The sequence below is a fragment of the Bifidobacteriaceae bacterium genome, assembly GCA_031281585.1.
Classification (GTDB): Bacteria; Actinomycetota; Actinomycetes; order Actinomycetales; family WQXJ01; genus JAIRTF01.
Window position 1 is genome coordinate 43,514 of record JAITFE010000087.1, and the last position, 13,130, is coordinate 56,643.

Below are 13,130 nucleotides of genomic sequence, written 5' to 3' on the forward strand. Positions count from 1 at the left end.
AGCCCGAATTCCTCGCCGACCAGTGTGGCGGCTGTCTTGCGAAAGGTCTTGGGCACCACCCAAGCCCATTCCGGGTGGCGTTCGCAGAAGTTGCGGAATTGCCGGTCATTGTAGTGACCTCGCGGGGGCGCTCGGTCAGGGTGGGGAACACCAGGTCCCATTGGCCGCCGGGCAGGGCGTTGACGCGCCGCGCGGTGAGCATTCCGAGTGCCCACGAGGCGAGCGGCTTGCGGGAGCGTTTGCGTCCTTTGGTTTGCTCCCTGACCAGTCGAGTGCCCTTGTGACGGATGATCTTGCCGGTGATGGCGACGGTGCCGGCCTCCAAGTCCACGTCTTCCCAGCGGATGGCGAGGACCTCGCCGGTGCGACATCCGGTGGTGTGTAGGGTCGGCCACGCGGCGCGGTGCCGGTTGCTGGGTCCGTTTCCGCGTGGCCTCCCCCCAAACCGGACGTGACGGTTTCCTGTCATCCGGCTTTCCAATTGGTGGTTTGGACGTGGCGGGCCGGTCAGCGTGGATGGTGGCATGGCATGGTGCGCAGACGATGAGCGTTTTGCGCCGCATGCGTGCCATTTGCCGGGCCCAGGGTGGCGGGTCGGGGGCGTTGAGGGCTTTGAGGCTTCGGACCTGGTGGGCCTCGACCTCCCGTCCTCTCGCGCCGCATAGCTCGCATCTCCCGGCTTGGAGCCGGGCGACGAGTTCGCGGCGTTTCCATGGTCCCTCGCGGGGGATGTAGTCGGCCAGGTGGGCCGATTTGTCCCGTTTGAGGGGGATGCCCCCGAACCTTGCGACCAGTGGTTCCCTGCCCTGCCGCCCGATCCGGGCTTCGAAGGCGGTGCGTTTGCCGTGGGGCGTGTCGATAACGGTTTTGTGTTTCCGCCTCATCGCCTTCACGGTGGAGTGGTGTTTGGCGGCGAGGGTGCGCAGCATGGACAGTTCCATTGTGTTGCGCAGCCGGTGCGGCCGGAACACGTCTCCCGCCAGCAGGTAGTACTGGACGAACCCGCGGTATTCGGCCCCGTAGGCGGCGACGATCTGGTGATCGGTTTCGTTGACCAGCTCGGCGCGGTGGGCCGGTTTGCCTTTCGACATGTACTCGCGGGCTTTGGCGGTGATCTTGTCCCTTGGCAGGCGCAGCCGGACCCGGCGGGTCGTCGCGCGTCTGCCGGTGGTGATCTTTTCACCTATCGGGACGGTGATCTCGTAGCCGAGAAACCTAGCCGCCCGGGTGGCGGCGTGCGTGATCAGGGTCTTCTCAGGGGAAATTTCCAGTTTGAGCTCGTCGCGCAGGAAACGCTCCAGTTCGGCCTTGATCTGCTCGGCTTCGGCCTTCGGGCCGGCGAACCCGAAGAGGCTGTCGTCGGCATAGCGGCAGTACCGCAGCCTCCGGTAGGCGGGGTCGTCCGGCTGATGGGAGGGCATCAGCCGCATCGACGCCAACGCGTCCGCGGCTTTCCGCCTGTCCCCCCCTCTGCCGGGCTCGCCGCCTCGCCTCTTTGGCTCGGGCGTAGGCCGGGTTCAGCCTGCGCCTCCCGCCTCGGGTGTGCCTCGGTATCAGCTCGTTCTCGACGTGCTTGTCGAGCTTGTCCAGGTAGATGTTCGACAGGACCGGCGAGACGCCAGACCCCTGGGGCGCCCCGGAAAGGGTCGCCCCCCAGGTGAAGTCCTCCAGGTACCCGGCCTCCAGCATCCCTTTGACCAGCCTGAGGAACCGCTGGTCGTGGACGCGTTCCGCCAAGATGCCCAGGAGCACCTCGTGGTCGAGGCTGCCGAAGCAGTCCTTGATGTCCGTCTCGACGAACCAGGCGGCGCCGGTCCACACGCGCTGTATCTCGCGCAGCGCGGTGTGGCACCCCCTGCCCGGCCTGAACCCGTGCGACCGGTCCGAGAACCCCGGCTCGTAGTACGCCTCCAGCAGCAGACGCACCACCTCCCCGGTGATCTTGTCCCGCCACGGCGGTATGCCCAACGGCCTCGTCCCGCCCGACTTCTTCGGTATCCGCACCCTGCGGACCGGTTGAAACCGGTACCTCTCGGCGCGCATATCGCCGATGATCTGGTTGATCTTGGCCATTGACATCCCGTCGGCCGTCTCCCCGCCCACCACGGGAGCCATGGCGCCGTGGTTGGCGTACACCCTCCCGTAGGCGACCAGGTACAGCCCCGGGTTGAACAACTGCCTGTAGAGCCGTTCCACCGGCAGGCCACGCCTGCCCCGCTCACGTAGAACAGTCAGAACCGTTTCGGCGTCTTGTATTCCGCATACCTCCCGACCCGCATGTTCGTTTACCTCCAATCTGGGCCGCTTCGCCCTGCGCCTGGCTTTCCCAGGCTCTCTGGCCGGGCGTTGCTCCGGCGACTACTACCGGCCCTCCGTCGCCATAGGACACCGCGTCCCTTAGGCGATCCCGTGTTCGTGCGCGCTGTACGTGTCTAGCGTGGTTTAGGCGCCCCGTCCGTCTCCTTGCGCGCCCTCGCTGGGCGCTGCCCAGCGCCCGGGGAATGAGCGGCCCCCGTCCACCGGGGCCGCCCAGGCGCTGGCGCCGGTCACAGATGCCTTTCCGGCGGACGACGCGCCTTCATCGCTGGAGACCGGGGTTCAAGCAGTGCGGCCTTCGCCCTGCCACGCGGGTCTCCCCGGCGCGCCGCCCCAGGCATCTGGGCCCGGCCGCAGGTTTATCTGGCATGCTGTTTTCCTTTCCGGCCTTTCGGCCTCCAGTGAGCCATCAAACCCAGGGACACTTCCCCGAATCCCTCCCACCTACGGTGGGAATACAGCGCGCCGCTTGCACGGCGCACCGACGGTCACGTTATTGAGCCGGGGCACGTCACGTTATTGAGCCGAACGCGCGTCACCGACTTGAGCCACCTGCGGCGCCGATGACCTCCTCCTCAGCCTCCCGACTCCCGTGAACGGCGGTGGCTCAATAACGTGACACCGACCGGTTCAATTCACTGAGTGTCGACGGGTGGCAAGCATCAGGTCTCCGTTGGGGGATCTGGTGGGGGTGTTGGCCGCGTTGGCGGCCGCGGCGGGCGGGCGTTGGCGGCGCCCGGCTCCGCCGTGGGTGTGGGCGGGCGCGGCGGCGTGCCGGTGCCGGCTGTTGCAGGCTTCGTGGTGGGCGGGCGGGGCGCCACACGAGCTGGCCCCTACGCCGGCGTGGTTGGCGGGGGCAGGCTCGGCGTCGGGCCCGTGACGCGGGCCCGACGCCCCCGGGGAGGGGGATCAGAGCATGGCGGAGACGATTTCGAGGTCCGAGCGGGCCGACCGGACGGCGATGTGGCGGTGGGGGGTGATCCGCGACGCGATCGACCCGGTCATCGGTTCGAGTCCGATAGGTGGCTCCAGCGCACTAGAGCAGCCTCCCCTGAACGGCGGGTGGTGCCTGCCGTAATTGACCGCATGCGGGACGGCTGGGCGAACTTCGAGGCTTCAGGGCGTGGTTCTTATGCGGCTTCGCGTGCGGCCGCGTTGTCCGGCGTTCCCAAGGGCACCGTCTATGAATGGGCGCGCAATGGGTTGGTTGTGCCGTCGGTCTCCCCGACAAGAGAAAAACTGTGGTCCTACCAAGATTTGTTGGCCTTGCGAGCCGTGCACTGGCTACGCATGCGCAAGGAGACCGAAGCGATTCCCGCCAGCCCGATGGAGCAGGTGCGCCGGGTTCTGGAGGAGTTGGTGCGATCCGGTGATGATCCCTGGGCCGGTCTCGGTTCCCGCATCTCGGTGGACCGGGACGGCCGCATATTCGTAGACCGCGAGGAGGATAGCCGAACCGACGCTTACGGGCAAGGGGCCCGGGACTATGGGGATAAGGTCAACTTGATGGCCGCGATCGGCGGCAGTCCTGGCCTGGTGGCGCCTTCGGAACACATCCGAATATCCCCGTCACGTCTGACCGGCGAGCCGCACCTGACCGGGACGCGGATCGGCACTCTGACATTGGCGGCCCTGGCCGGCGACGGGTACCAGGCTGACGGCATCGCGCGACTGTACAACTTGCCAGTGACAGAGGTGGCGGAAGCCCTCGAATATGAGTTGCGGTTGGCGGCGTGACCTTCCGGGTGGCCCTTGACCAAAACCTCCCCAGCAACCTGGTCGCTGCGATCGGGGGGGCAACGCCGCCGGGGCGCTCCTATTGGAGCTGTCGAACTTACCCCGCGTCTTCCAGGACAAGAAGCGGCGCGTGCTCGACCTCCACTACCAGCCTCGGCGCGCGAGCGACGCCTGGGACTACATGAAACAAATTGCCGCCCGAACCCGAACAACGGCTGACGAGCCATATGCCGCTACCAAGCCGACGGAAGGCGAGATGACATCGCAAGTGCTGTCGTGAGCGCGGTGCAGCGCACAGGCGTCCTCAAGTCTTGACCCCAGCGGGACGTGGCTCGGTTTGGACGGATCGTTCGCGAGCCGATCTGACGGGCACGGACCAGAGCCCCGGCGCACGATGCCGTCCGCCCGCGTCCGTCCGCTGGTTGGGCACCCAGCGTGGTCCCGTCGGGTTTCTTCCGGCGGCCGGGTAGCCTGCCACACCAGCTAGTGGTCTTTGGGCCGTAGCTGATTCAAGCCACAGCGCGAGCAGATGAATTCGGGGGATGACATGGCAATTGGCGGCAATGGGACGAGGGGGACCAAACGGCGGCGAATCGCCGTGGCGGCGAGCGGGTTGATCGCGGCGGTTGCGGTGGTGGCGCCTCCCGCCAGCCCGGATCAGGCGGTCGGCAAGGTCCCGGCGCCGGGTCCGGATGAGGCGGTTGTCACGGTCAAGATGGGCGGGGTGCGGGACCCGAAAACCAAGCTGGTTCAGCCGCCGCCCGCCGGCGCGCAGCTTCAGCTTTACGAAGGCGACTCGGCGGCCGGGTCGGGAGCCGCATTGAACGAGCCGTGGGCCACCTGCACAGCGGACGCGGATGGAGACTGCTCCTTCACCATTCCCGACACGGGTGTGGGCGGCGCCAATCGCGATCGCCGTTTCTGGATTGGCCAGGTCAAGGCACCGGACGGGTATTACGCCGATTCGGAGATCGTGACCAGCGCCGACGGGGCGACTTTTCAGGACACCCCTTACGAATTCCAGACGGGTGTGGGGCTGCGCGGCGGGCAGGCTTACTCTTCGGCCGCGGATTTCATGGTGAATGCCCCTGGCGTGCGGGTTTCCAGCGGCCTTTGGTTGGACTCATTGGAGAATCCGCCTTTCCCGGACCGTTGCGGATTGAACGTGGCTTTGGTGCTGGACTTGTCCGGTTCTGTGGCGGACTCGAACGCCGAAGGCACCTTGAAAGGGGCGGCGACCGCGCTGGTCGACGCGCTCACGGAGACGCCTTCCCAGGTGGCGTTGTTCACGTTCGGCTCGCGGGCTCCGGCGCGGGGGGAGAACAACATCAACCGTCCGTTGACCCCGGTCTCCACGGTGGAGGGCGCCGGGAAAGTCAAGAACTGGATTGACGGGATTTCGGTGCCGGTTCCGCATGAGGCCACCAACTGGGACCGCGGCCTTATGCAGGTCGCGGAGACCTCCGACCAGTTCGACGTGGTGGTGGTCGTGACGGACGGCAACCCGACCCGGTACGGGACGGGCGGCCTTGGGACCGGGATCCTGACCCGGTTCATCGAAATGGAGAACGCTGTGTTTTCCGCGAACGCAGTCAAATCCGTCAAGAGCGCGCGGATTGTGGCCATTGGCGTGGGCGACGGGGCGACCGGCATCCCCGGCGACAACTTCGCGGCGATCTCCGGCTCCATCACCGGGGACCAGGATCCCCTCCGCAACGACTATTTCCAAACGGGTTGGGACCAAGCCGCCCAGGTCATCGCATCCGTGGCGCAGGCCGGCTGCGCCGGGTCTTTGAGCGTGGTGAAGCAGATTGTGCCCCAGCTCAACTCGGACGGCGATGTGACCGGTTCGCAGCCGGCGGCGGGTTGGGAGTTCTCCGTGACTGGCGCCGGCCTGACGCCGGCCAAGACCGGGTTGACCACGGCTCTGGGCACCGGCGCGGACTCGACGGAGTTCACGTTGGATCAACTTGACGGCCCAGGGCGCCTCATAGTGGCCGAAAACGTCGGCGACGACTACGACTTCTATCCCGTCAAAGGGGCGGACGGCATCGACCACAACGCCGAATGCGTGAAACTGGGCGGCGGGACCCCTGAGCCGCTGGCGGTGCGGGACGAGGGCGAAGCCTCTTTCTCGGTCGCGGCGGACGCGGAAGACGTGATCTCCTGCACCGTCTACAACCAGCATCAGGCGACCCCGCCGGCGTCCATCAGGGTGTCCAAGAAGTGGGTGCTGCGCCAAGTCGACGCGGACCGCCAGCCGTTGGCGGGCGTCCCGGACCAGGTGTTCGACGAGGGAAGCCAGCCGGGGCAGTTCCAGGCGGGGCTTAACGCGACGCTGGCGGCAGACCCTGGCGTGGCCAACTACACGGGGCTGACTTGGGGCGCCGAATACGCCGGCATGACTAAAGGGGCGCGGCTGTCGCTGACGGAAGACCCGGCGGCGCGCGCGCCGAGCGGCTGCAACGTGGTCGCCAGCATGGTGACAGGGCAGCCGGACGGTTCGGGCGGGATCGACACTGGGATCACGCCGGTGGCCCTGGCCGACTACGAATACGACTTGGAGGCGGGGCTGAACGAATTCCAGGTCACCAACACGGTGGCCTGCCTGACGCGGCTTTCCCTTTACAAGACGGTTGATTCGCGCGCGCCCGCGCCGCCGCCCTCCGCCGAATGGACGCTGCGGGCGATCCCCTTGGCGGACCCGGCCGAGACCGGCGGGCCGCCGCTGGCGGGACCACGCGGAAACTATGACGAAACCGACACCACGACCGCGCCGACCGGTCCCGTGACGCCGGGGTGGACCTACGCTCTCGCCGAGTCGGGCGGCGACCCGCGTTACGTCCAATGGTCGGTGCAGGACCCGGCCGAGCCGTTCCCGGACCAAGCCACGGGGAGTTGGATCTGCAACCTGGAGATCGACGGGGAGATTTTCGAGGACCCGTCCGGTTGGCTCTCGGAAGGTCTGCGCGGCGCTGTGGCCGTGCCGTGGGGCGGCCATGTGCACTGCATAGCGGTCAACTACACCGGCAACTTGACCATTGAGAAACGGGTTCGGGGTGGTTCGGCGCAACCTGGCGACTGGACTTTCACGGTCACCCCGGTGGGGGAGGTGCCTGCGGGTCTGACCGCCTTGGCGGCCCAGCCGGCGGGGGGCACGGTTCACTTGCGGCCGGCCCAGACCTACAAGCTGAGCGAAGACTCTGGCGGCCCCGCGAACTACGTCCTGGATTCGGTCGACTGCGTTTGGGACGAACTGGACGGGACCGAACGGACCCAGCATTTCACCGCGCCGCCCGAACTGGCGGTCGGCATGGGCGGCAGCGCCACTTGCACGTTCAACAACCGCGCTGTGGCGCAGGTCGGCATAGCCAAGAGCGATTCGCTGACCCCCAAGTCGGTTCCCGGCGCCGGTTCTCGGTTCGACTACCACTTGGACGTCACCAGCGACGGCGCCGCGGCCGCCCAGTCCGTCGTTGTCTCCGATGCCGTGCCGCCAGGTCTGCGCATAGTCTCGGTTAGCGCTGAGGGCTCCGGTTGGACGGACTTGACCAGCGGCAACGACCTGCGCCTGACCAATCCGTCTCTGCCCGCGGGGCGGTACCGGGTGACCGTCACCGTTGAGGTGACAGCGGCGCTGGACGTCACCAAAGATTTGGTCAACGAGGCCTGCGTCGGCGCGGCGAACGATGCCGCCACCGCCGACGTCTGCGCGTCCGACACGGTTCCGGGTGGCCCGCCGCCAGCCACTCAGCCGCCGACGACCCAGCCGCCGACAACGCAGCCCCCAACGACCCAGCCCCCAACGACGGGGCCGCCGACAACGCAGCCCCCAACGACGGGGCCACCGACGACCCAGCCCCCGACGACCCAGCCGCCGACTTCTGCGCCTGCCTCCCCGCCCCCGACAGGGCCCGCGCCGAGTTCCTCATCCGGTCCGCCCACGGGTTCGGCCAGCACGCCTCCAACCGATTCGGGCTCGCCGCCGGGCCAAGGAGCGAACCCGTCCGGGAACCAGCCGGGAACAGGTGACGGTCAACCGCCAAAGCAGGGCGGGGGTCTGCCTCGCACGGGGGCCAGCGAACTGGGCTGGATGACGGGTCTGGCCGCGATTGCCCTCCTGGCTGGGGCCTCATTGTTAGCAGCCCGCCGCCGCGCCCGCCAAAGCGGGCGCTGACGGCTCAGCTCTGGGGGTCCGCGTTCGCGCGCCGATTGCGGCGGATGGGCCATCCGGCCGGGATCAGAGGTGCGGCCGGATGACCAGGCGCGTCAGGCCGAGCCGCTCGTAGATCTCGTCCCATTCATCCTTGGGTTGGTCGGGAGGCGCGGCGTGGCAGGTGACCGGGCCGGCGTCACTGTGCGCGAGAACCGTTTCGGGGGTGAAGGAAGTGGTCGGCGTTGTGGCCAACACCGGCGCGGTCGAGAAAGTTGGCAGCTCCGGCTCCGCCGCCACGTCAGCATCAGCCGGCCAGTCCGCGTCGTCGAACTCCTCCGCGGAAACGGGGACGGTACCGTTTTCGGCCGCCGAATCAACGGCGAAATGCGCGGGCGGCTCCTCGGCGAAAACGGGGACGGTACCAGTTTCCGCGGCGGCGTCAACCGCGCCCGGCGGGAAAGGCCCTTCCAAGTAAATAGGTACCGTCCCCGTTTCCGGCGGGAAAGGCCCCTCCAGGGAAATAGGTACCGTCCCCGTTTCCGTCCCCGTTTCCGGGTCGGCCTCGGCCGCGGGCGGTGGGGCTTGGTGGGCCAGCGCGGCCTCGCGGGCGCGCAGGCGGTCTTGGCGGCGCGCCTCCAGGCGCGCCGCGCGGCGCGCCTCGCGCCGGTCATGCGCGCGCGCCTCAAACCGGTAGAGGACCGGCACCACCAACAGGGTCAAAGCCGTCGAAGTGACCAGGCCGCCTATGACGACCAGCGCCAACGGCTTCGAGATGAACGAGCCGCCGCCGCCCGTGACCCCCAACGCCATCGGAATCAGCGCGAACACCGTCGCGGCGGCGGTCATAAGCACCGGTCGGCACCGCTTGCGCGTCCCCTCCTCGATCGATTCGTCCAAAGGCCGTCCCGCCCGGCGGTATTGATTGATGAGGTCGATCAACACAATCGCGTTCGAAACCACTATCCCGACCAGCAACAGCAATCCGATGAACGCCGGCACGCCCAACGGCGTGCCGGTCAACACCAGCGCCAACAGCGCGCCCGTCGCGGCGAACGGGATCGCGATCAACAAGATGAAAGGCTGAACCAGGGACCCGAAGGTCGCCACCATGATGATGAACACGATCAAGATCGCGACCATCAGCACGGCCGCCAGGTCGGCGAAGGCTTGGTTCATCTCCGCCGCCACGCCGCCGACTTCCACCGTGGCGCCCTCGGGAAGGTCCAAACCATCAAGAGCGGAAGCCAGGCCGCCCGTCAGCAAACCCAGGTCGTCGCTTTGAGGGGTGACGGAGATGGTCGCCGACCTTTCCCCGTCCATCCGGCTGAGCGACACAGGCCGGTCGCCCACCTCGACCGCCGCGATGTCCTCCACAGTCACATCGCCTTCGGGGCCGGTGAACAGCGGCAGCCGGCGCAACTCGTCCACGTCTGCGGCCGCCTCGCCCAGCGACACCAGCACCGGCACCTCGTCCTGCCCCTCGGTCTCCAGGTTTCCGATCTGGGTCGGCACCATTAGCCCGTGCATCAGGGCCTGCGCCTGGGTTTCCGTCAAACCGTGATCCAGCGCCTTGGCCCGGTCCACCGCCACCCGCACCCGTGGCCGCTTGTCGGCCAGATTGTTGACCACGTCGATCGCGCCGGGCGTGTCTTTCGCGGCCCGCTCGACCTGATCCGCCGCCTCCAGCAGGGTCTCGGTGCTGGTCGCCCGGACAATCAGGTCGACGGTGGTGGAGATCAACATTGACGACTCGCTGGAACTGACCGAGGTCTGCCCAACCGAATCCCCGGAGGAGTCCGCAAGCGCCCGGCGGACGCGCTCCACCACGGCCGAGGTGACGGCATCGGGCTCCACGGTGACGTAATAAACGGCCTGCGGCTGGGCGGTGAAACTGATGGCGCGCACCGCGCCGCCGCCCACCCGGACCATGACGGACCCCACCCCGTCGACCTGGGCGAGCGCGTCCTCGGTCAGGCGGGCCTGCGCGTCCTCCGTGGCCAGCGAGGTGCCGGCGTGGAACGTCTGGTTGACGGTGATCGTGTTGCCGCCGATGTCGCCCAAGAAGTTGGTCTCCAATGTGGGGACCAACGCCACCGTGCCGCCAAGCACCGCGACGGCCGCTCCAAGCGTGATCACCGGATGACGCAAGACAGTTCGCAAGGACGGAATGTAGAGGCGCTGCCAGAAGCCCTTTCGCTCGCGCTCCTCGGCCTCCCGCCGCTGGACGGCCTGGTCCTCGGCGTCGATCGAGACGGGCGCCTTGACGAACCAGTAGGCCAGCACCGGCACTATGGTCAACGCCACCAGCAGCGACGCGCCCAAGGCGATCGCCACCGTGGGGCCGAACGGCCGGAAAAGCTCGCCCACCATCCCCCCGATGAAGACCATCGGCGCGAACACGGCCGCCGTGCAGAAAGTCGAACTGGCGACCGCGCCGGCGACCTCCCTGACCGCGCCGACAATCGCTTTTCGCTTCTCCTCGCCGTAGCCCAGGTGCCGTTTGATGTTTTCGATCACGACGATCGAGTCATCCACCACCCGGCCGATCGCCAGAGTGATGGCGGCCAGCGTCAACACGTTCAGAGTTTCGCCCGTCCAACGCAGCCCGATGAACGCCATCAGCAGCGACAACGGGATCGAGACGGCGGACACCAAAGTCGCCCTGACCGACCGCAGGAACAGGAGGATCACGACCACCGCGAAAACCAAACCCAAGATGCCCTCGTCGACCAAGCCGTTGATCGAATCCTCGATGAACGGCGCCTGGTCGAAGACGGCCTCGGTCTCAATGCCCTCTTCCTCGAACACCCCGGAAAGCTCCGCCAGGGTTTCGTGGACCGCCCGCGAAACATCCACGGTGTTTCCCTGAGGCGTCTTCGTCACCAGCACAGAGACGGCGGTCTGGCCGTTCAGCCGCGACAGCGAGTCCATTTGCGCGGTGGCGAGTTCCACGTCCGCCACGTCCGCCAAGGTGAGGGTTTCGCCATCCGGCAGCTTCGCCAACGGCAGTTGCCTCAACTCCTCGACGCTGGCGATGGACTGGCCGGTCTGCACGGTCATCGAGAGGGGTCCCTGGACCACTTCGCCGGCCGAGGCGGCCAAACCGTTGTCGACCAGGATTGACTTGACCTTGTCGAGGGGGACCCCCTTGCCGATCAGGTCGTCAGTTCGGGGTGTGATCACAACCTCGTCTTGGGCCATTCCCACCACGGTGACGGTGCGAACGTTTTCGAGGCGCGACAGCCGAGGCTCCAAAACCTCTTCCACCATGTGCTCAAGGGTGGCGCGGTCGCCCGCTTTGACCGCCAGGTTGACCACCGGCAGGTCCTCCATGGAGCCGGTCATCACGGTCACGTCCACCCCGTCGGGGAGCAGCCGGTTGACCCGCGTCATGGCGGTTGACAGCTTTTCGGTGACCGCGTCGATGTTAGTGCCGTAACTGAATTCGACCGTGGCGTAGAGCGCCGAGTTGACCGATGTTGTGACCACGGATTCGACGCCCGGCACCGATTCGATGGCGCCTTCGATCGGGTCCGCCAGCTGTTGTTCCACCAAGTCGGCCGAGGTCGCCTCCTTGGTCGCCGTGATCAGCGCCATGGGCAACTCCACGGACGGGATCATCTCCTGCTTGAGGCTCCTGATGGAGAGGATGCCGCCGAGCAGGATCGCAAGCGAAACGAGCGCCACAACGGCGCGGTTCCGCATCGATAGCTCAGTCAACCGTGACACGTCAACTCCTCGGGGCAAGGGAGAGAATCATGTAAGACTAGCCTGGTTTTCTTCGGCCATCGCACGTTAATGGCCGTTACCCCGCCCGCCTTCAATGATAATTGGTCCACGCCAACGGCAGGAAAGGAGTCCCGCAGGCCCAGGGTCTTGGCTTGGTCTGGTCGGTGACCCGCCTGTCGGATGCGGCCGTGACTGCGATTTGGGAGACTGGTCGCAGATTACCCAGCATCCTCGAGCCGAAACGTTCAGGAGACCCCATGTTGCCCGCCGTCCTGCCGGCCCCGGCCAGTCCGGTGACGGTGCCGCGCCTGCTGCGCGGCCGGATGCTGGTGCTGGACGATCACGAGAATCTGTGCGGCGGCCCGGACGCCCCGGCGGTCGTGTCCTGGGCTGTGTGGGAGGCGCTGACCAGCGCGTTGGCGGTCACCCCGGAGGACAATGTGCTCCTCGGCCTGTCGGACTTCGGGGCCAAGAACTTCATGGGGTCGCTGCCGGTCAACCGCGTGCGGTTGCGGGTTGGCCGGGGCCCCGACGGCGCCGATAACGCCATCATCGACTCGGTCGACCCGCAGCACGTGGCCGAGAGATTCGACAGCGTGGTCATCGCCTCCGGCGACCACATCTTCGCCACGTTGGCGTGGCGGCTGCGCGACCTGGGGATGCTGGTCTGCAATGTCACAACCAGCGCCGCCGGGGTGTCGCGAGCGCTCGTCCAGGCGTGCCAGTGCCACGCCCGCCTGCGGATCAACGTCCGCGACAAGGGCCTGCTCGAGCGCCTCGCCGCCTCGGGGGTGCCAACCCATGGCTACGAGGGGCAGTGGATAGTCCGTAACTTCGGGTAGCGGGTCTGGGCGCTGAAACGGGCTTGGCGGCACGGCATCGTACCTGGTCCAAGACCTAAGAGCGGCCTGCCCGATGCCGTTTGGCCGGTTTTCGCCCCCGCCGCGCCTTTACGTAACAGTCAAGTAGGAGCCTGCGAAATGGTCATGTTGGGCCTTGCGAAACGGTAAAATCGCGGGGTGCGGGATTATCAACGGCGGGTGATCGACGACGAGCTGGACGAATTCCAGCCAAGGTTGGCGGCCACCCACATCTACGGCGCCAAGGGGGTCGGGAAGACGGCGACGGCGCTGCAGCGGTCGGCCAGCGTGATCAGCTTCGACCAAGTGCGGGACCGCGAACTGTTCCAGGC

At 67.2% G+C, this 13,130-nt stretch carries 5 protein-coding genes and 2 pseudogenes; 3 read left to right on the forward strand and 4 right to left on the reverse strand.

The genetic code is table 11. From position 1 onward, the window contains the following. Nucleotides 1-148: 148 nt before the first annotated feature. The 3 genes and pseudogenes from LBC97_10430 to LBC97_10440 all read right to left on the reverse strand — a co-directional run bounded on the left by LBC97_10430 (nucleotide 149) and on the right by LBC97_10440 (nucleotide 2,043). A pseudogene (locus LBC97_10430) lies at nucleotides 149-469 on the reverse strand (tyrosine-type recombinase/integrase). A 400-nt stretch (nucleotides 470-869) separates the two neighbouring features. Then, nucleotides 870-1,328: pseudogene (locus tag LBC97_10435) on the reverse strand (hypothetical protein). Next, entirely contained in the window at nucleotides 1,255-2,043 is a 789-nt protein-coding gene (locus LBC97_10440; GenBank protein ID MDR2566447.1) for a reverse transcriptase/maturase family protein, read from the reverse strand. The pseudogene LBC97_10435 and the gene LBC97_10440 overlap by 74 nt, the downstream one beginning before the upstream one ends. A gap of 1,338 nt (nucleotides 2,044-3,381) precedes the next feature. On the opposite strand from LBC97_10440, the gene LBC97_10445 reads away from it, so the two are divergent. Both LBC97_10445 and LBC97_10450 read left to right on the forward strand, forming a co-directional pair. After that, nucleotides 3,382-4,053 carry a DUF433 domain-containing protein gene (locus LBC97_10445; protein MDR2566448.1) on the forward strand — a complete coding sequence of 224 codons (672 nt, stop codon included), beginning with the start codon at nucleotides 3,382-3,384 and terminating at the stop codon, nucleotides 4,051-4,053. 529 nt (nucleotides 4,054-4,582) lie between these two features. Then, nucleotides 4,583-8,230, forward strand: coding sequence for a DUF11 domain-containing protein (locus LBC97_10450; protein MDR2566449.1), 3,648 nt, complete (start codon nucleotides 4,583-4,585; stop codon nucleotides 8,228-8,230). A 63-nt stretch (nucleotides 8,231-8,293) separates the two neighbouring features. On the opposite strand, the gene LBC97_10455 is transcribed toward LBC97_10450, so the two are convergent. Then, nucleotides 8,294-11,938, reverse strand: coding sequence for an efflux RND transporter permease subunit (locus LBC97_10455; GenBank protein ID MDR2566450.1), 3,645 nt, complete (start codon nucleotides 11,936-11,938; stop codon nucleotides 8,294-8,296). 257 nt (nucleotides 11,939-12,195) lie between these two features. Between LBC97_10455 and LBC97_10460 the strand changes: the two genes are divergently transcribed. Then, nucleotides 12,196-12,780, forward strand: a complete 585-nt coding sequence (locus LBC97_10460) for a hypothetical protein (GenBank protein ID MDR2566451.1) — start codon at nucleotides 12,196-12,198, stop codon at nucleotides 12,778-12,780. Nucleotides 12,781-13,130 lie beyond the last annotated feature (350 nt).

Excerpts from the sequence above, each read along its gene's own strand:
- LBC97_10440 (MDR2566447.1), bottom strand. The coding sequence starts at position 2,043 with ATGCGCGCCGAGAGGTACCGGTTTCAACCGGTCCGCAGGGTGCGGATA.
- LBC97_10450 (MDR2566449.1), top strand. The coding sequence starts at position 4,583 with ATGAATTCGGGGGATGACATGGCAATTGGCGGCAATGGGACGAGGGGG.
- LBC97_10460 (MDR2566451.1), top strand. The coding sequence starts at position 12,196 with ATGTTGCCCGCCGTCCTGCCGGCCCCGGCCAGTCCGGTGACGGTGCCG.